We start from the raw sequence: 18,176 nt of genomic DNA on the forward strand, positions 1-18,176 counted from the left end.
TATCGGCGCATAACAACATGACCGATGGGCCAGACCTTGATCGAACGACGTCAATTCAGCGGAGGCATGAAGGGTAAAAACCTCCGCTATCTGAATGAGCAAGCCGCCGAGACCCGCATCACCCGCACCGGTTTCCTGTTGCTGGAGCACTTCTCACTGCCGGCCTTCACCCAGGCGCTGGACACCATTATCACCGCCAACCTGTTGCGCGCCGGACTGTTCAGCTCGCGCACGTTCGGGCTGGGCGAGGGTGAAGTGATCAGCGATCTGGGGCTGGTGATTCGCCCGGATGCGCGGATTGACGCCGCCAGCCTTGCGGATCTGGACGTGCTGGTGGTGTGCGGCGGCTACCGCACTGAGCTGAAGGCCAGCGAGGAGTTGAACAGCCTGCTGCGCTCGGCGGCGGAGCGTGGGGTCAGTCTGGCTGGTTTGTGGAACGGTGCGTGGTTTCTCGGCCGCGCCGGGCTGCTCGATGGTTATCGTTGCGCGATCCACCCGGAACACCGTCCCGCACTCACGGAAATTGCCAAAGCCACTCAGGTCAGCAGCGAACCTTATGTGATCGATCGCGACCGGCTCACGGCATCGAGCCCGTCCGGGGCTTTCCATATGGCGCTGGACTGGATCAAGAGCCTGCACGGCAAGGCGCTGGTCGAAGGCATCGAGGACATTCTGGCGTTCGAGGAGTCGCGGTACCGGCGGATCAAACCGGATGAAAACCTCTGCGTCAGCGCGCCGTTGCGCGAGGTGGTCAAACTGATGGACGCCAACCTCGAGGAGCCGCTGGAGCTGGAGCAACTGGCAGTGTATGCCGGTCGCTCGCGGCGGCAGCTGGAGCGTTTGTTCAAGGAGCAACTCGGCACCACACCGCAGCGCTATTATCTGGAATTGCGCATCACCGAAGCCCGGCGCCTGCTGCAACACACCGAGCTGTCGCAGATGGAAGTGCTGGTGGCCTGCGGTTTCGTTTCGCCGAGCCATTTCAGCAAGTGCTACAGCGCGTTTTTCGGTTATCGCCCGTCCAGGGAAAAACGCCTGGTCAAATAACCCGCGCTGTTTCTACTGCCAGCTACAGACCGACCCCTGTGGTTGGTGTCAGAACCACTGGCTTAGCACAGACTAATGTGGGAGCGGGCTTGCTCGCGAAGGCGGTGTGTCAGTCAGCATATGAATTGGCTGACACGGCCTCTTCGCGAGCAAGCCCGCTCCCACGGTTTTAATCGAGTGGTGTCAGGTCCACTGGTTTAGCGCAGGCCAATCAAGCTATAGGCCAGTGACGCTTCATCGGGCGCGCAGCAACTTGCGGTAATCCACCGGCGAAATCCCGCGGGCCTGACGGAAGGAATGGCTGAAAGAACTGGCCTGCGAGTAACCCAGCATCAGGGCGATGTTCATGATGCTGGTCTCGGTGCGGCGCAGGTAATGGTCGGCCAGTTCCATGCGCATGGTTTCCAGCACCTGATTGAAGTTTTCCCCTTCGGCGGCCAGTTTGCGCTGCAAGGTGCGCGGCGAAATCGCCAATTGTCGGGCCAGGCTTTTCAGGCTGAAATCACCGGTCGGCAATTGCTCGGTGAGCAGCGCGCGCAATCGATCTGTGACCGAAAACGCCGGATACGACAGGCACAACTGCCAGTCCGCCTCCAGCAGCATGCTGCGATGCATGCGCGGGTCGGCGCCCTGGATCCGCGTCGAGAGCGTCGACTCGGCAAACACCAGTGCATTGCAACCGGCCTCGAACTGCACCGGACAGCCAAAGAAGTGTTCATACAGCGCCGGTTCGCCCACCGCCGAATGCATCATCCGGACTTCCAGCATCGGCTGATGACTCGCGATCAACCAGCGGCCGAACGCTGCCCAGCCGACCATCAGCGCTTCCTGATGCAGGGCGCAGTAAGGCTCCAGCTCACTGATGCGTTGATCTTCGAGAGTCACGCGGCCGTCGCCGATGACGATTCGGGTCTGGCTGGACGGACTGTCGTAAACGATCTTGCCGAAACGCAGAATCATGTTCAGCGACTCGCCCAGTGTCGCGCTGGTCATCAGCACATAACCCAGCACGCCATAGGTGCCCGGGCGCACGGCGGCGCCGACCAACAGGCCGAAATGCGGCAGGTTGCTGCTGAGCGCCGCCAGTTCCAGCAAGGCACGCAGTTGGCGCATGGGGATGCGCACGATCGAGTCAGACAACTGCTCGCGTGAGAGTCCGGTCTGCTGCAACAGCCAGTCGCCATCGCAGCCGTATTGTTCGGCGACATCAAGGACGTGGTTAACGAAGGCAGCGCTGGAAGTGGCGGGTCGCATGGGGGGAGGGGAAGTCCGGTAATCCGGTGATCTTGCTTTTCCGAAAGGTGAAGAAAGCGACGTCGCCAAGGCGCGCGGCGTCAATAGACCCTACATGCGCCCGATCACCGGAATACCGGTGCCAGTGACGGCCGACGCTTGTTCCGAGATCAGAAACAGAATGACCGCCGCCAGTTGAGCGGGCGTCACCCAGCGCTGATGCTCGGCGTCGGGCATGGCTTCACGGTTTTGCGGGGTGTCGAGCACGCTCGGTAACACGGCATTGACCGTGATGCTCATGTCCTTGAGTTCTTCGGCGAGGCTTTCGGTCAGGCGCAAAACGCTGGATTTCGAAGCGGCGTAAGCGCCCATGCCCAGCCCGGCCTTCGCCGCCATGCTCGATCCGATATTGACGATGCGTCCCGCCGAGGATTGCAGCAGCAATGGCAGCAAGGCTTTGCTGGCGTTCAATGCGGTTCGAAGGTTCAGCGAGTAGAGCCGATCCCAGGCCTCTATCGCACTGCCCAGCAACGGCTCCCACGCATAGCCTCCGGCGCCGTTGACCAGGGCGTCGAGGCGTCCGAAATAGCGATTGATCTGGTGGGCGACTGCCTGGCAATCGGCAAGGGAGGTCAGATCGATGCCGGACAGGACCAGTCGATTGTGGGAACTGGGCATCGCCATCGTCGCCTGATCGATCAGCACCAGATCCGCGCCCTGGGCTGCGGCCATGTCCGCCAGGGTCTCGCCGAGATTCCCCAGGGCGCCGGTAATCGCCACAACGCGCCGTGAGAGTGACTGAGTCATCAAGAGTCCTTTCCTTTTTAAGGGCGCATACTCTAATGATATCGGTGGCCCGTGGCATGCTTTTGGATGTCAACTTGTTGTGCAAAAGTGCCAAAATTTTATGCTTGGCAACACATCACGAAAGGGTCGTGAAACAGGCGTCAGAAAGTTGGCTTCAGGCGTGTGGCGCCAAGCGGATTCTGAAAGCCTGGCGATGGTTTGGTCTGGCATTCTTGTCGCTGTTTCGCCAAGCGCAAAGCCTGTCCTGAAGTCTTTAGCACGCTTTTTCCGGACGACGCAGCGCAAATCGGAAGTATGTCTTTTTTGCGCGACATAATCTGTTGCTGCAGCAAGCCAGTGCTGCTTGTATCCTTGCGCGCGACAAGGACACGCGGCTGCAGTCATCGAGTCGGTCGACCCGCCGCAGGAACGGAAACCGGACTTTCCCAAAGGTAGTAATGTGAAGCGTGATACCCGCCTGGTTGTGCTTTTGTTGTTGGTGATCGGTTGTTCCCTCGGGTCACTGACGGTGTGGAAAGTGCTGGCCTCTCGAGAGCGCGCACTGGAGGAAGTCAACGTTCATGGCTTGAACCTGACCCAGGCGCTGGCGACTTATTCCGAAGGGATCGTTCGCCAGAGTTCGTTGCTGTTGCTCGGGATCGTCGAACGTCTGGAAACCGAAGGCAGTGGCCCCGCGCAGATCCAGCGTCTGAGCGCACTGGTCAATCGCCAGGAACCGCTGATGCCGCAGCTCAGCGGCATCACCATCTACGACAATCAGGGCCGTTGGCTGATGTCGTCCAACCGACCGATCCCGGCCGGGGCCAACAGCAGTGATCGCGTCTACTTCACCCATCATCGTGACGACCCGAGCCGCGAGACCTTTATCGGTCCGCCGATCCAGAGCCGCTCCAATCAGGAGTGGGTGATCACCGTCAGTCGCCGTTTCAATGACGCGCACGGCGAGTTTGCCGGTGTGGTGGCGGTGACCCTGGGAATCGAAAACTTCCTGCGCCTGTTCGGCAAGATCGACGTCGGGCAGGAGGGGGCCATCGGCTTGTCCTACACCGACGGCACGTTGCTGGTGCGCTATCCCTTCCGTGAGCAGGACATGGGCCGCAATTTTTCCAAGTCGCCCATCTATGCGAAGTATCTGGTCGATCGATCCGTCGGTACCGCGTCGTTTACCTCCAGCCTCGATGGCGTCGAGCGGCTCTACGCTTTCCGCAAGAGTGACCGGCTGCCGCTGATCACCACCGTCGCCCTCGGCAAACGCGAAGCCCTTGCTGCGTGGCGCATGGAAGCCTGGCTGTCGGCAGTGGTGGTCACGGGGCTGCTGGGGCTTACCGGGCTCATCGGCTGGTTTCTGATTCTCGATATTCGCAGGCGTACCAGGGCTGAAGATCAATTGCGCGGGACGCAGCAGCAGTTGCTTTCCTCCAATCGTCAGCTTGAGTTACTGGCGATGAAGGACGCCTTGACCGGTCTGGCCAACCGGCGCTGCTTCGATGAGAGCCTCGCCATGGAAGCCCGGCGCGCACAACGTGACGGCACGACGCTGGCGTTGCTGATGATCGATATCGATTACTTCAAGCTGTTCAACGACTCGTTCGGGCATGTCGCCGGCGATGCCTGCCTGCAGAAGGTCGGCACAATCCTCGAAGGTTGTGTGCGGCGCCCGTCGGATCTGGTAGCGCGTTACGGCGGCGAGGAGCTGAGCGTGATCATGCCGGCCACCGACAGTGACGGTGCTGCAGTGGTCGCGCAGTTGATCCTCGAACGCTTGGAGCAAGCGAACATCGCACACCCGTCCAGCCCATTCGGCCGGCTGAGTGTGAGTATCGGCATCGCTACGGCCTCGGGGGCGCAACTGCAATCCTTGCAAGGGTTGATCGAGGTCGCCGATCAGGCGCTGTATAACGCCAAGACGCTGGGGCGTAACCGGTTTGTGAAGTGATCGGTGGGCGTTAATCCGATAGATCGCCGTCAGGCTGACTTTCATGCCGGGCGGGAACCCGCTGGGTGTCTTTTGATGGCAGACACCCAAACTGGCGACTGAATTGCGACGGGCTTTCGTAGCCCACTCGATGGCAGGCACTCGCCCCATCCAGCCCTTCGCCGAGCTCGCAGCCCGCGCGATCTCGGATGATTTGTGCCAGGAAACGGACAAGATCCGCGTCACGGTGGTGTGCCCGGGCGTCGTCGAGTCCGACTGGCCGCTTCATTTATCGAGGCCGCAACGAAAACCATCCGTCGCGCCATCAGTCGCCGCCGCTGAACACTCCAGAACCGCAGCCCTCTACCGACTTACAAGTCACCCGGGGTAATGACCATGAGCGACGATGGGAAAGAGCAGGCGTTGGCCGCCTGGCGAAAATTACTGGAAGAGCCAGCGATCCGTATGGACGCCGAGGATCAATACGACGAGTTGCTGAAAATGGCCGATAGCATGGAACAGCAAAGGCTGATTACAGCAACTGAATGGCGCCAGTTGGTGCGCAAGGCCGGGGCGAGGTTCGTCCAGGCCACCGAGGGGCTTTCGGGCGGAACATAAACATTCGCGGGGCAGGGTGCAGAGCGACGGTGTCTCCCTTACCAGGGATAACGCCGTTAATGGGAATTTGTATTAATTGCGAATAATTTTGTATAGCATGCGCGGGAGTTTTTTGGCGGATTCACCCCCTGCATTGGCCTATTCGTAAAGGTTTCCCTCTCCATGCGTCGAACCCTGCTTTCCATTTGTGTGCTGCAAGCATTGTCGCCTGCCTCATGGGCTGATCAAACGGGGGCATCTCCCTCAACGCTGGAGCTGGACGCAACCGATGTCATCGGTACGGCGAATTACGAAAGGGCGGACGGCCCGGTGCAGGGTTATCGCGCGACGCGCTCGGCCAGCGCCACGCGCACCGACACCTCGATCCACGAAACTGCGCAATCGATCAGTGTGGTCTCGAAGGATGCGGTCGAAGATCTGGGCGCCACCCGTTTGCAGGATGCGCTGGACTACGCCGGCGGCGTGGGGCGGGCGAACAACTTTGGTGGTCAGGGCCTGACCACGTTTACCGTGCGTGGCTTCACCACCGGCGAGTTCTATCGCAACGGTTTCCCGATCAACCGCGGCTATCCGAACATGCCGGATGCCAACACAATCGAACGCCTCGAAGTGCTGCGCGGCCCGGCCACCATGCTCTACGGTCGAGGTGATCCTGGCGGCACCTTCAACGTGGTGTCCAAGCAGCCGTTGCCTGAAAGCAGCGTCACCCTGGGCAGCCAACTCAACGATCAGGGCATGAAACGCGGCACGCTGGACGCTTCCGGCCCGCTCGACGAAGAAGGGCGTCTGGCCTATCGCTTGAACGTCGTGGGCGAGGGCGGCGACACCTTCCGCGATCACGTCGAAACAGAGCGCTACGGCATCGCGCCGGTGCTCACCTGGCAGGCAAGCGACGCGACCAAGCTGATTTTCGAAGGCGATTTCATGCGCAACAACGCGCCTCTGGATCGCGGCCTTACCCGTTACGCAAAACAGACGGGAACCGCTTCGCGCGACAGTTTTTTCGGCGAAAAAGACGCTGGCAAGCTGCATAACGACAACAACGTGGCGCAAATGCGTTTCGAGCATATGCTCAATGACGACTGGACCCTGGGCGGCGGTTTCCAGTGGCTCGACGGTTCGCTCAAGGGCAACGCAATCGAGGCCAATGGCATTGCCGATGACGGCCGCACCCTTGGGCGCAATTTCAACTATCGCAAGCTGGAGTGGACCGACAAGGATACCCAGCTCAATCTGACCGGGCATTTCGATACCGCGGGTTTGCAGCACACGTTGCTCACCGGTATCGAGTACGAGGATTACGACTACAAGTCGATCATCCAGCGCTCCAGCGGCGCCGTCGGTGCGTACCCGATCGACATCTTCGACCCGGTCTACGGCCAGCCGCGCCCGGCACTCACCCGCACGCCGACGCACGACAAGGAAAACCTCAAGACGTATGCCGCGTTCGTGCAGGATCAGGTGGCGTTGACCGATAAACTCAAGGTGTTGGCCGGGGCGCGTTTCGAGCGCTTCGAACATGACTACGAAACTTACGTGCCCGGTGGCAAGAGCTGGCAGGCCAGTGACAACGCGGTGACTCCGCGCATCGGCGTGACCTATGACCTGACCGAGACATTGGCGATCTATGCCGACACGGCGCGCTCTTTCAAGCCGAACACCGGCGCCAGTCGCCAGGGCGGAGGGTTCGAGCCAGAGAAGGGCAAGTCCTATGAAATGGGGCTCAAGTGGGAAGCGCTGGATCAGCAGTTGAGCGTCGACGCGGCGATCTATCAGATCGAAAAACGTAACGTGCTGACCACCGACCCGGTTGACTCGACCTTCAGCGTTGCGGCCGGCGAGGTGCGCAGCCGTGGATTCGACGTCAACGTGGCCGGCAACCTGACGCCCGAATGGCGGGTGATGGGTGGCTACGCCTATGTCGATGCCGAAGTGACCAAGGACAATGTGCTGCGCTCTGGCACGCGGCTGATGAACATCCCGAAGAACAGCTTCAGCCTGCTGAACATGTATGAGTTCCAGGACGGCACCTTCAAGGGACTGGGCCTGGGCACTGGCCTCAAGTACGTCGACGAGCGCGCCGGCCAAACCGCCAACACCGCGTTTTCGATGGGCAGCTATACCGTTGTCGACTTGCTCAGCTTCTACAAGATCAATGACAAGGTGCGGCTTAATCTCGACGTGAAAAACCTCTTTGACCGTGATTATGAAGAGGGCGCATTCGGCAACGTCTATGCCTACCCGGGGGCGCCGCGAACCGTGCAGGTCGGCGTTTCCTACACCTTGTAGCAGGGTGGAGCAAAATTCTCACAGGCCACAAATGAAACAGCCCTGAATATTCAGGGCTGTTTCTTGTTTATCCGATAACGCTTGAAACGTTCTTGCTGTAGCCGCTGCCGGCCTCCGTCAGATTCGCGTAAAAGATACAGCCGATCAGTCTCGCGAACAGGCCTAACGTGTCTGCCAGATCCGGGTCATCGAAAATCACCGCCCTGGAGTCCAACGCACACAGCGCGCCCCAAAGTTGTCCGTCAGGAAGGAAAATGGGCGCGCCTGCGTAGCTTTCAATCAAATATTGCTTCACCACGGGACGTGTGGAAAACCTGCCGTCGCGACTTATCTGCGGCACGAAAAGCACCTGAGGGTCTCTGCGAAACTCGCTGCACAGCGTGGTCTCCAATTCCAGCGTGTCGCCGGAGTTGATCCCAAGTTCGATCGGATCGTAGGCGGAACAGACGATCCAGTCCGTGTCGGTGAATTTTGCGATCGCCGCGAAGCGCGTTCCGGTCATGCGTGTAACAAGCTGCAGAATATTGGTTGTAGCTTCAATTTCAGCGATAGAGGAACGTTCCTCTGCGCTTAGCAACGCTCTGTCAATGGTGTCACTGAGGGGCATGCATTGTTCTCCGGTCATGATTTTTTAAGTTGGCGACTGCTAAACGCTTTTGAAACTGCCCATTTTGATACTAAACAAAATGGATTCGTTCACATCAAAGGTTCCTGATGGCTGCAATAGCGAAGCGTCATTGGCGTGCGGCTTGAGGCGCCGTTATCGGCGGCGTAGCCTTGATCTCATAAATGTTGGATGTCGCATTGAATGAAAGGTGAGGAAAGTGGAAGGGGTAGTGTTGAGCGAAAAGATGCAACGTGAAGCTGATCGGCTCCTGGCGCAGATTGTCCGGGCAGACTCGATGATCATCGCCGTGAAGGCGGGGGCTCGTGCGGATGGCTTCGTGCTTGGGCTGGAAACCAGCGAGGTTCTGCGTGCCGGCGATGCTGAAAAGCTGTACGTCATTTTTGAAGCGGCTTTGGTCGAGCGGCTGAAAACGCTTTCTCGCAGTTGAGCTGCAGAACATTTATCCGCTTGAACTAACGATTGACCGGTAAGTCAGGGTAGTTGTCTGCCACTCTGATTTTGAGGTTATCAATGCGCAACTACACCATCGAGTATCTGTTCAACGGCGAGTCCCGTACGCATCAACTCGCGTTGCAGCAGTCGAAGCTCTCCGTTCACGACGCTGCCATGCATCTGCTGGAACTGCATTTTGGGGATGCTGAGAACAGTCTGATCATGCCAACAGCTGACTCGACTGCTGAAGAGATACTGGAGCAGGCCAGTCTGGTGGGTATTACGCAAATCGACGTGAAGGATGCAGGCGCTGACTGATTTCTTCTTCGCTCGCCCCCGGCCCCTGCGCGATGCCCAACCCTGCATTGACGATACTTACGTATACACTCAGGCGAGTTGACACGCAGTCGTTCGGAAATCGGGACATCAGCATCCTTGAACCGCCAGTTGGTTCCAGTGGACAGGAGGGTATAACTGAGGCAGGCGGCGAAGGCGTCCCAGGCCATGGCCGCGCTGTTGAAGGAGATCGCTATTGGTTTGATTGCTACAAAAAAGCGAGTTTGCTTGTGAGTGGCGGCTAATGGCCGATCTGTGGCATTCGTGGAGGGCAGAAAACGGCCAGAAGCGGACCTGCGCCACGGATTGCATAGCTCCCTCGGCAGGGCGGCGGGTGGCCTGGATCAGGTCTCCGCACCACCCAGGTGCCCATCACGTGGGTTACTCAAGCGGTGTCGCTGCAACGTGCAGCGCACACTCGCTCTCATGAAGAGCCCCATGCCGGCCGTTGCTGTAATGAAAAGTTTTTATGACGATGAATGTTGGTAGGTTCCTTGGTGGACGGGTGGATTCTGAACCGACGGGCAAATACGCTTGCATGTACGTAGAGGCTGCGCAGTGTCAGGCTTTGGATCTCTGGGATGATTTATGTCGTCAGACTCTGGGCCGGCAAGCCAATAAGTTTCAATGAAATCGCCTTCCGAAACTTGGTCGGTTACAAATCGAAGAACGTTTGCTCTATCGTCGAAAACGCTTAGTTCGATCATCATTGAGGAATCACTAGGTCGATGGGATTCCACGAAAGAGCTTGAGGCCAAAGCAGGACCAAGTATGTTAGATAGGCCCAGTTCACGAAGCTTTGAAGCCAATTCATCGAAAAATTTATTGTGGCTGATGGGATTAAACGTTGGATCATTCAGGAGATGGGTCGCAGAAAACTCCATTGGGACGTACCCCGTATCTGTAAGTATCCAGCTATTCGGGAGAATTGCTTCACCTATTTCGCTGATCGATCGAGCCCTCGTGATTAGGGCAAACCCAATCTCATCTGAAAGTGTACCTTCGACCATCAATTCATGCTCAGCAATCAAGTTATGCTTGTGAAGAAGGCGTAGGCCGACAAAAGATTCAACTTTGTGCTTTCGAACTATGTCAAGAAGTTGATCGACCGATTTTTTTCGACCAGGCTCGTGCAACATACGATCTGCGTCAAATACATCGGGGAGCATGTTGTAGATCTTGGATGTTTCGGAGGATACGAGGATCATTGTCAAACTCCTATAAAGCGTTTATAGCCTAAAATAGCGTAAGTGATCGAAGCTATGAAATGCTGATTTTGTCTTTTATAAAAATGGCGTATTAATTCTCCTGAGCATTGATCGACTTTCAGTTATTTATAGTTCACTTTGACACAGCAGCTTTAGGGCATTAGTGTTCGATAGGCGATCTGTCCATTGACGAGCTAAAAATAATTTGTGAATGATACCATTGAAAATTTCTTTTATATGAATAGAGTGGAGGTCACGCTTTGTATATATAGCGATAAGTTTTAGAGTTATCGTAAATGGGGTGGTAGTATTGCGTTTTTTAGTCGGCTCACTATCTGAGCTAGGTAAATTTACTATGACTGGCAAATTCTTTATTTAAAATAAATATAACGAACGCAGTGTAGTGGATATCTAGCTAACGCGTTTCTGCTCAAAGGCAGATGCCATAAGATGGGGTTTAGGGCTAGGTTGACCTGAGGCTTGCCAAGCCTAGTTAGATGTATTCCTCCCACACGTTCTATTTTTCGAGCACTGCACGTTAGCCAGCAGCGTCGGTTCTTACGCCGACTCTATGACCAACGGGTTTATAAAGTTGTTCACGTAAAAAATACTCCCCCCACGGGAGTCGATGCGCGACGGTATCAAAGCCTACATGCTTCCTGCGGTTTCCTCACTGGACTGCATGTTTGCGGACATAGGTTTCGATCCCTCACGACGCGATTGTCAAATATTCGAGGCTACAGATTTTTTGACCCGCACTAGAACACCAGATACCGCCGCCGCTGTGATAATTATTCAACCTGGCGCAATTGGAGACATGCGGTTCCGATTTCGACGATATGATCGTATAAACATGCCTGTGTTTGTTGACTACCTACAAAGTTTCTATGGTGCTGACCACGACGTCACTCTTTATCAAGCGGCGCAATGTCCTGTTTGCGAGCCTGTGATACATAAAGTGGCGATACGGGATATCGTTGCTGCAAAGCCTTCAGGCATCACGACTCTTTACATTCCATCGAAACGTTCCCCGCGACAAATTCGGAGATGATGAGTCGCTTAGGGCTTGGGAAGTCCGCGTCCAAAAGCGAGTAAGCGAACGAATGTAGCATCACCTGCCCTATACCGCCGGTGAGGTGGTGGTTGGCATTGCCGCTGCCGCCGCCGGCTGAGTCGATCGCATCGAGTAGGACTGGCAGGCGCAGATTAGCTGTGGCAAGACGGTCGCGCAGACGACTTTGATCGCGTTGGGCATCATTCAGCGCTCGGTGATAATATTGTTCGCTGACCGAAAGCCGCTGTTACAGGGACAGACGCTGGTGCTGTTCGGCACGCTGTTGCGCATTCGAGGCCAAAGCAAATTGATGAAGAGTGTCGGTGTGCAGCCGAGTCTGTTCGGCCAGTTGTTCACTGTAATGCCAAGCTTTGACCTGCCAAGCCAAGGCGGCAGCACGCGCGACGGCAACCAGTAGGTTGCCGACGATCAACACACGATACGGCGCGGGGATCAGATTAAGGAAACGCATAACACCGCCCTTGCCTGCTCCCATAGGTGCGCACGATTCGCCAATCCATTCAGCCCGCCATTGATCTTACAGGTGATTTTTTCGCGCTCGTCCCGATCGGCAAGCGCGTTCAGTTCACGTATCCACCAGAGCCTGGCCGCCGACTCGGCTACCCACTGCGGTTGCTCGACCAACTCCGATGTGCGGAAAAGACGCTCGTCGCCGAACAGCAGCAAAGCTGCAGCGCAGGTAGTTTCTGCGACCGGTAAATTGGATCAACCCGCGACCACGGTAACGCTGGCCATTGCCTCGGTTTGCGGTGTGTTACCTAACCGAACCTACAGCGCATCGGTGTCGTATTTGCTCAGGTAGTGGTCCCCCCAATTCACACACGTACTGTAGCTGACCGGATTCGTGCGCAATCTGTGCAAGGAAGGCCGCCTGACGTTCTGGCGTTCACTGCTACAGTTAGTTTAGTTGTATAAACCGAAATCAACCGAGGAAATAAATATGTCTCAAACTCATCACTTCGGCTCTGGCTCATTTAAAAAAGAGCTGTGGGTTGCTAGCAAGAAAATCTTCCCAAAGCTCACAGATGTAAATGTTGAATTCCAAAGTGGTCAATGGGAATGGATAATTGCGGATTCAGCTGGGAATTTTGTGAGATCCGTCAATGGAGGAGGTGGCGGCTGGCACGGCATAAACCTTCCCTCATTAGGTCTTTATGGGGATTACAGCATTGGATTTCGTAGCACTTCATCCGATACAAAGAAAATCGTACAGGGTGATATAAATTACGGATAATTTGCACAAAATTACAGACTCACAAGATCACCCCCTCTGCAAAAAAGGCGCTCCATTTGCATTTTGCAAATCAGAGCGCCGCTCAAAGCTCTAATCCTCTGCGTGCGAATGCGATGTAGCACCTACATGCCCACCTTCAGGAAGCACAGAACAAAAACGGTTGCACGAGTTAATCCACCTAACTTTACCATCTACATCCACTTCTTTCTGAGCACACCACTTTATACATATTCGTATTACGCTACGATAAAAAAGCTCAAAATGCCTATTATTCACGTCCCCTCCAAGTCAAAGGTCAAAATGGACCATTACAAAACTTCATCTCCACAGTTTCCTCTCCCTTTTCACAGGAGTCTTGACGAACCCTATAAACTGGGCAAATCCTCCTGCCACTATCGCAACTCTCTCTACTAAGACAACACAACGAACCACAGCTTTTGGCAGAACTACTCTTAGCTGAAGATGCAAATAGCGGAGGGCCAATGCGATAAATATGATCATTTTTATTAACGAGGAAATCAGCAAAAGCACTCGAGCAGAATGCCAGAAAGAACATTGAAAAAATAGTATTGGCAAGTTGATTCTTCATGTCCGCTACTCACGTAATCCTACGCTCACAATATAGACGACAAGGAACTATGCTGGCGCCATTCTTTATAATATTTCGCTATTATATGAATTTCAAAACCATCGACCAGCCACTAAAAATTATCCTTTCGATCAAAAAACAACCAACCAAAACTTAGACACAACTAATTTCCAGCTTTTGGCAAGCCTCGTTAACTACCTAAATTTCATAATTGGTCGAAGTCTGCTGGCCATAATTAGGGGCGTACTGGTTAGATTCGGTCCAAAGTGCTTTCAGGACTAACAGATATTGTTTCGACTATTCGAAATATCGCCAACGAACCTGCTGGTGCTAAAGCATCCCGCACAGGGGATGCAGGGGGTGGTTTTGTAGTGGTGACGTCGAGGTGCGTAAGTTGTCTACTCTGACTAGCGTTTCGACCTGAGAAGGCAGTATCACTCGCAACCAAGGGCGAGTGATCGAAATGTATGTAGATGTAATGAGCCTTGTTTTCACATATAGGCATGCTGCTTGAGTCTTGAAATGACCGCTTCTGGCCGATAGCTGCCGCTCACGAACGGCGACTTTCGGCCAATAGCTGCCATTCATAATGAGCAGTAAACCACCCATTGCAGTCGGTCGCGCCCGAAGCAGTCGATCAAAATCATCTGCTCATTCACGGTTATGAGGGGGCGGAAAAAATTCAGACGCCTTGAAGGTCGATGTCTCAGCCCCTGTAGAGTAACGCTTCAACTACAACGCCAAACGCTGATGAGTGTTCGCGACGATTGGGGTAGTAGAGATGGTAGCCGGCAAAGGGTTGGCACCAATCTTCCAACACCCGCACAAGGCTACCGTCGCCAAGCTCCTTCGCCACCATGTCCTCTGGCAGGAAAGCCAAGCCACATCCCGCCACGGCCGCACGCAGAATTGGCACGCTGCTGTTGAATGTCCATTGGCCTTCGACGCGAGCTTTGAGTTCGTGGCCATCCTTTTCGAAATCCCATTGCATCAGGCTGCCGTGAGTCGGCAGGCGCAGGTTGATGCAGTTGTGTGCCGCCAGATCTCCCGGTTCCATCGGGTAAGGCCGATGCCGGAAATACTGAGGCGAGCCGACAACTGCAATACGCAAGGATGGACCGATCGGCACGGCGATCATGTCCTTGGCCACCTGTTCACCCAGGCGCACACCTGCGTCATAACGCTGCGCGACGATGTCGGAGAGGGCGTAGTCGACGGTGATTTCGACCTTGATGTCCGGGTAGTCGGGCAACACCTTCAGCAGCTTCGGCCAGAGGATATTGTTGGCTGCATGTTCGGACGCCGAGATCCGCACGTTGCCGGCCGGCGTGTCGCGAAACTCACTGACAGCAGCCAGTTCCAGTTCGATCTCATCGAAGCGCGGCGCCATCGACTGATACAAGCGCTGGCCGGCCTCGGTCGGCGAAACGCTGCGTGTGGTTCGCGTCAACAGGCGCACGCCCAGCCGAGTTTCTAGGGCGCGCATGGTGTGACTCAGCGCCGACTGCGAAACGCCCAGTTGCGCGGCAGCACGGGTAAAACTGCCTTCGCGGGTGATGACCACGAAGGCTTGCAGGTCGTTGAGATTGGGGCGGGACATTGATGAGTACCTCTCATGAGGAGCGCGTGATTATTCCATGGAAGCAGGTCGCGCACGGATGCGCGACCCTTGGCGCGCTGATCACAAGGTGCGTGCGTAAAAATCCGTCAGTTTGCCGATCGCCGCATCGACATAACGCGGCACCCAGTAGGTTTCGATGTGTGTGGCGCCATCGAGGATGAACACTTCCTTGTCAGTGGTGCCGATGGCTTTCGGGAACGCATCCTGGGTCATGTACAGGCTGTCGGCCTTGCTGCCGGCGATCATCAGCAAGGGTTGATTGATCAACTCGATATGGTCGGTGGCGTCGAAACGCATAAGGTCAATAAGGCTGCTGGTGGTGTATTTGAAGGTCGAGTTCGGGTGCGCGTGGGTTTTCCAGTAGTACTCATAACCTTGGCGATACAGTTCGAAAGGCAGTTCGGCAATCTGCTCGTCGGTGAGGTTGGCATCCCCCGAATACAACACTGCGCCCCCCGCTGCCTCTTGCGCGCGCGCTACTGATGCCTGTTGCAAACGTTGCTGAATGCTGTCCATTTGCGAGTCGTTGTAGCCGTTGCGGCGTACTCGACCCGAGTTGAACACGCTCACCGTCGCCAGGGATTTGAAGCGTTTGTCGGTTTGCGCCGCCGCCAACGAATAACCACCGCCGCCACAAATGCCGAGCAGGCCCAGGCGATTGTCATCCACACCAGCGAACTGGCTGATGAAATCGGCCATGCCGTGAATGTCTTCGATGCGATACGCCGGTTTATCGATGCTGCGCGGCTGACCACCGCTGGCGCCCTGATAGGCCGCATCGGCCGTGATGGTGATGTAGCCCTGTTCGGCGAGGCGCTGGGCATACAGACCGGCGACTTGCTCTTTTACGCCGCCATTCGGATGCGCAACCACCACGGTCGGGTAGTTCTTCTTCGCGTCGTAGTTGGCAGGAGTGTAGACGTTGGCGGCGATGTCCAGACCGTTGAGCTTATAGCTGACCGGGTGAATGTTGACCTTGCCCGGTTCGTTGCGGGTGATCGCGCCGTCGTAGGCGAGGGTGAACGGGTTCTTCTTGTAGTCGGCGGCCAAGGCTTCGCCTGCCGAGAGGCCGACCAATGCCGACATGAACGTGGCTTTGAGAGTGTTCTTCACGTGAAGCTCCTGAGCAAAAAAAGGCGGCAGTTGCAAAAGTATTTGGGTCAGTCCAGCTGTTTTTCTTTGAGGAACTGCGCGACCAGGTCAGCGATCTGCACGTTGTTCAGATCCGACATGGGGAAATGGGTATTGCCGTGAATGCCAATCTCCGGCAGGTGTATCAATCGCACATCACCGCCATGGCGATTGACCGCGTCACGCCAGAACCGGGCCATTTTCAGGCGTGCGCGCCAACTGTCCTGAGCGGGCAGATCGACTGCCTGTTCCGGGATGTTGTCGCCGTACAGGATCAGGATCGGAATGCGCGTCAGTGCCATGAATTGCTCCATCGGCACCGCTGCGCCTTGCACCGTGTCGAATGCGCTGGGAATCGGCGCCGGCACTTCACCGTCAGCAAATACGAAACTGCTGCCCGGTTCGAACGCCACGATGGCTTTGACCTTGTCGTTCTTGATCGCCGTCAACCAGCCCGGCCCGCCACCCTGAGAATGCGTAAACAGGATGCCGGGGCCGATTTTGTCGAACAGCGCCGACACACCATCGGAGACCACGCCCATGTCAAACGGCCCGGTGTTCGGCGTCATTGCCCTGAAAAACTGCTCGCGGGTCTGGGCGTCCTGTGCCACTTGCACGCCGTTGAAGTAGCGGGGCCAAAGCCCGATGCGGAACTGGTTGAACCACAGTTGTTCGTCCGGCACAGGCTTTATGGTGGTCTCGACCATGCTGCGCCCGGCATCACCACGCCGGGGCTGATCGATCAGATAGACGCCGTAGTGGCGGCGCAGAAAGATGTTCTGAAAACCCTCGCGACCATCGGCGGTGGTTTCCCAGGTCTTGGAAAACTGACCCGCGCCGTGCCACATGACGATGGGCAGCTTTCGCGCGTCCGCCGGGATTTGATAGAAGGCGTAGGCGTGGTCCCCGTGGTAGGTCTGGCCGTTGGGTGTCATCGGTTGGCGCGGGTTGAAGGTGCCCGGTGCCGTGATCATCGTTCCGCCGGCGGCGAAGCTGCCTTGTTTCTGGATCAGCAGCGGGCCTTCGGAGTGGTTCGCGCAGGCCGCCAACAGGCTCAGCAGCGTGACGCTCAGTAAATGCTTTGCAGATTTCATGTCATTTCCCCGCTGGTGCGAGCGCTAGGGTCAGCGCTGCGCTTGCCCGCTTGGCAGTCTGTGTATCGCCATGCTTTTCAAGCAGCTCGGTGACCTGGCGCAACTGTGCCGCACTCAGCCCGACGCGCAGGCTCGCCGCCATGTGCGAACGCAGTTGCGATTCCACGCCCGGGGTCGCTGCCAGCGCCCCGACTGTCGCCAGTTCGCGGCTTTGCCAGTCGAGGTTGTCGCGCTCGAAAATGTCGCCGAACAGATGGGTTTGCAGGAACCGGTTGATCACCGGAGCGAACTCGAACACCGGGCCTTTGACCGGGGCGCCGGAGATTTTCGTTTGATTCGCCATACCCGCTGCCAATAGCTCATCCCCGACCGGAATCGCCCGGTTCGGCTCACGCCCCGGCGCATCGTCAAGGCCGCGTTGTTTGCGCGCCTGCACCACGGTCATCAATTCATTCAAGGCGTTGAGGCTGCGCGGGAAGCCGACGTAGGCGTAGAGCTGCACGAGAACTTCGCGGGTTTCGCTAATGGTCAGGCCGGCATCAAGCCCTTGGTTGAGCGCCGTGTTGAGGTTGGGCATGTCGCTGGTCGCCATGAACGCCGCGATCAGTGGAATGGCTTGTTGCTGGCTCGACAAGCTGGCTGCGCTGGCGGGTGTGCTGGTCATGGTGGGCGAAGCCTCGGCTGCTTGAGTGGTGACGCTGAACATCGCCCCGACGCCAAGGCAGAGCGCCATGAGTGTAGGGAGTGCAGTGCTGTTGCGGGTGTCAGTGATCATCGTGAAGGGCTCCATCCATTGCGGGGCGCTGCGGTGTCGCTGAATCGTACGGAGGTTGGTTATGGCGATTAACCCTGATATTGCGCATGGGTTCTTGAGCCGAACTCATGAATCGACGGAGCAGTCATCGCAGAAATCCCGACG

General features: G+C 56.5%; 16 protein-coding genes and 3 pseudogenes. 8 read left to right on the forward strand and 11 right to left on the reverse strand.

From position 1 onward, the window contains the following. The first annotated feature begins 24 nt into the window (after positions 1–24). Positions 25–1,047, forward strand: coding sequence for a GlxA family transcriptional regulator (locus ACOYXI_RS03700; RefSeq protein WP_135295611.1), 1,023 nt, complete (start codon positions 25–27; stop codon positions 1,045–1,047). 234 nt (positions 1,048–1,281) lie between these two features. Here the strand turns inward: ACOYXI_RS03700 and ACOYXI_RS03705 are convergent, their stop codons facing one another. After that, positions 1,282–2,301, reverse strand: coding sequence for an AraC family transcriptional regulator (locus ACOYXI_RS03705; protein WP_134786192.1), 1,020 nt, complete (start codon positions 2,299–2,301; stop codon positions 1,282–1,284). Positions 2,302–2,391: 90 nt separating this feature from the next. Next, positions 2,392–3,087 carry an SDR family NAD(P)-dependent oxidoreductase gene (locus ACOYXI_RS03710; protein WP_027613831.1) on the reverse strand — a complete coding sequence of 232 codons (696 nt, stop codon included), beginning with the start codon at positions 3,085–3,087 and terminating at the stop codon, positions 2,392–2,394. Between the two features lie 439 nt (positions 3,088–3,526). On the opposite strand from ACOYXI_RS03710, the gene ACOYXI_RS03715 reads away from it, so the two are divergent. From ACOYXI_RS03715 to ACOYXI_RS03730, 4 genes and pseudogenes are all read left to right on the forward strand, one after another. After that, entirely contained in the window at positions 3,527–5,023 is a 1,497-nt protein-coding gene (locus ACOYXI_RS03715) for a sensor domain-containing diguanylate cyclase (protein ID WP_098968397.1), read from the forward strand. A 169-nt stretch (positions 5,024–5,192) separates the two neighbouring features. After that, positions 5,193–5,279: pseudogene (locus ACOYXI_RS03720) on the forward strand (oxidoreductase); the annotation flags it as partial. 119 nt (positions 5,280–5,398) lie between these two features. Then, a complete protein-coding gene (locus ACOYXI_RS03725; protein ID WP_098968507.1) occupies positions 5,399–5,620 on the forward strand; it encodes a hypothetical protein in 222 nt (73 codons plus the stop codon). Positions 5,621–5,782: 162 nt separating this feature from the next. Continuing rightward, positions 5,783–7,909: a TonB-dependent siderophore receptor gene (locus ACOYXI_RS03730; RefSeq protein WP_461674336.1), complete on the forward strand. Its 2,127-nt coding sequence runs from the start codon at positions 5,783–5,785 to the stop codon at positions 7,907–7,909. 67 nt (positions 7,910–7,976) lie between these two features. Here ACOYXI_RS03730 and ACOYXI_RS03735 read toward each other — a convergent pair whose 3' ends face one another. Beyond that, entirely contained in the window at positions 7,977–8,516 is a 540-nt protein-coding gene (locus tag ACOYXI_RS03735; protein ID WP_095135414.1) for a GAF domain-containing protein, read from the reverse strand. A gap of 244 nt (positions 8,517–8,760) precedes the next feature. Here ACOYXI_RS03735 and ACOYXI_RS03740 point away from each other — a divergent pair, with 244 nt between their 5' ends. Further along, positions 8,761–8,964, forward strand: coding sequence for a hypothetical protein (locus ACOYXI_RS03740; RefSeq protein WP_208101696.1), 204 nt, complete (start codon positions 8,761–8,763; stop codon positions 8,962–8,964). 83 nt (positions 8,965–9,047) lie between these two features. Then, on the forward strand, positions 9,048–9,287 hold the full coding sequence (locus ACOYXI_RS03745) for a hypothetical protein (RefSeq protein ID WP_098963785.1): 240 nt from the start codon (positions 9,048–9,050) through the stop codon (positions 9,285–9,287). Between the two features lies 1 nt (position 9,288). On the opposite strand, the pseudogene ACOYXI_RS03750 reads toward ACOYXI_RS03745, so the two are convergent. From ACOYXI_RS03750 to ACOYXI_RS03765, 4 genes and pseudogenes are all read right to left on the reverse strand, one after another. Next, positions 9,289–9,451, reverse strand: a pseudogene (locus ACOYXI_RS03750) (LysR family transcriptional regulator); the annotation flags it as partial. Between the two features lie 321 nt (positions 9,452–9,772). Next, positions 9,773–10,513 (reverse strand): hypothetical protein, encoded by a 741-nt coding sequence (locus tag ACOYXI_RS03755; protein ID WP_461674337.1) that lies wholly within the window; start codon positions 10,511–10,513, stop codon positions 9,773–9,775. 1,301 nt (positions 10,514–11,814) lie between these two features. Then, positions 11,815–12,039 (reverse strand): hypothetical protein, encoded by a 225-nt coding sequence (locus tag ACOYXI_RS03760; protein WP_205884897.1) that lies wholly within the window; start codon positions 12,037–12,039, stop codon positions 11,815–11,817. Continuing rightward, positions 12,021–12,441: pseudogene (locus ACOYXI_RS03765) on the reverse strand (glycoside hydrolase family 19 protein). Before ACOYXI_RS03765 ends, ACOYXI_RS03760 begins: the two are co-directional and overlap by 19 nt. 87 nt (positions 12,442–12,528) lie before the next feature. Here ACOYXI_RS03765 and ACOYXI_RS03770 point away from each other — a divergent pair. Then, positions 12,529–12,822: a hypothetical protein gene (locus ACOYXI_RS03770; RefSeq protein WP_139054490.1), complete on the forward strand. Its 294-nt coding sequence runs from the start codon at positions 12,529–12,531 to the stop codon at positions 12,820–12,822. 1,295 nt (positions 12,823–14,117) lie between these two features. Here the strand turns inward: ACOYXI_RS03770 and ACOYXI_RS03775 are convergent. The 4 genes from ACOYXI_RS03775 to ACOYXI_RS03790 all read right to left on the reverse strand — a co-directional run bounded on the left by ACOYXI_RS03775 (position 14,118) and on the right by ACOYXI_RS03790 (position 18,032). Further along, positions 14,118–15,011, reverse strand: a complete 894-nt coding sequence (locus ACOYXI_RS03775; protein WP_134786195.1) for a LysR family transcriptional regulator — start codon at positions 15,009–15,011, stop codon at positions 14,118–14,120. An 81-nt stretch (positions 15,012–15,092) separates the two neighbouring features. Next, positions 15,093–16,145, reverse strand: coding sequence for an alpha/beta hydrolase (locus tag ACOYXI_RS03780; protein WP_461674338.1), 1,053 nt, complete (start codon positions 16,143–16,145; stop codon positions 15,093–15,095). 47 nt (positions 16,146–16,192) lie between these two features. Beyond that, positions 16,193–17,137 carry an alpha/beta hydrolase gene (locus ACOYXI_RS03785; protein ID WP_171061861.1) on the reverse strand — a complete coding sequence of 315 codons (945 nt, stop codon included), beginning with the start codon at positions 17,135–17,137 and terminating at the stop codon, positions 16,193–16,195. A 121-nt stretch (positions 17,138–17,258) separates the two neighbouring features. Then, on the reverse strand, positions 17,259–18,032 hold the full coding sequence (locus ACOYXI_RS03790; protein WP_134786198.1) for a carboxymuconolactone decarboxylase family protein: 774 nt from the start codon (positions 18,030–18,032) through the stop codon (positions 17,259–17,261). Between the last annotated feature and the right edge of the window lie 144 nt (positions 18,033–18,176).

It is taken from the genome of Pseudomonas sp. G3-19 (assembly GCF_054855875.1).

What these genes read in the sequence shown, in the direction of transcription:
- ACOYXI_RS03745 (WP_098963785.1), top strand. Translation starts at nt 9,048, where the DNA reads ATGCGCAACTACACCATCGAGTATCTGTTCAACGGCGAGTCCCGTACG.
- ACOYXI_RS03790 (WP_134786198.1), bottom strand. Translation starts at nt 18,032, where the DNA reads ATGATCACTGACACCCGCAACAGCACTGCACTCCCTACACTCATGGCG.
- ACOYXI_RS03700 (WP_135295611.1), top strand. Translation starts at nt 25, where the DNA reads ATGGGCCAGACCTTGATCGAACGACGTCAATTCAGCGGAGGCATGAAG.
- ACOYXI_RS03770 (WP_139054490.1), top strand. Translation starts at nt 12,529, where the DNA reads ATGTCTCAAACTCATCACTTCGGCTCTGGCTCATTTAAAAAAGAGCTG.
- ACOYXI_RS03725 (WP_098968507.1), top strand. Translation starts at nt 5,399, where the DNA reads ATGAGCGACGATGGGAAAGAGCAGGCGTTGGCCGCCTGGCGAAAATTA.
- ACOYXI_RS03705 (WP_134786192.1), bottom strand. Translation starts at nt 2,301, where the DNA reads ATGCGACCCGCCACTTCCAGCGCTGCCTTCGTTAACCACGTCCTTGAT.
- ACOYXI_RS03755 (WP_461674337.1), bottom strand. Translation starts at nt 10,513, where the DNA reads ATGATCCTCGTATCCTCCGAAACATCCAAGATCTACAACATGCTCCCC.
- ACOYXI_RS03730 (WP_461674336.1), top strand. Translation starts at nt 5,783, where the DNA reads ATGCGTCGAACCCTGCTTTCCATTTGTGTGCTGCAAGCATTGTCGCCT.
- ACOYXI_RS03785 (WP_171061861.1), bottom strand. Translation starts at nt 17,137, where the DNA reads ATGATCACGGCACCGGGCACCTTCAACCCGCGCCAACCGATGACACCC.
- ACOYXI_RS03735 (WP_095135414.1), bottom strand. Translation starts at nt 8,516, where the DNA reads ATGCCCCTCAGTGACACCATTGACAGAGCGTTGCTAAGCGCAGAGGAA.
- ACOYXI_RS03740 (WP_208101696.1), top strand. Translation starts at nt 8,761, where the DNA reads ATGCAACGTGAAGCTGATCGGCTCCTGGCGCAGATTGTCCGGGCAGAC.
- ACOYXI_RS03710 (WP_027613831.1), bottom strand. Translation starts at nt 3,087, where the DNA reads ATGACTCAGTCACTCTCACGGCGCGTTGTGGCGATTACCGGCGCCCTG.
- ACOYXI_RS03760 (WP_205884897.1), bottom strand. Translation starts at nt 12,039, where the DNA reads ATGCGTTTCCTTAATCTGATCCCCGCGCCGTATCGTGTGTTGATCGTC.
- ACOYXI_RS03775 (WP_134786195.1), bottom strand. Translation starts at nt 15,011, where the DNA reads ATGTCCCGCCCCAATCTCAACGACCTGCAAGCCTTCGTGGTCATCACC.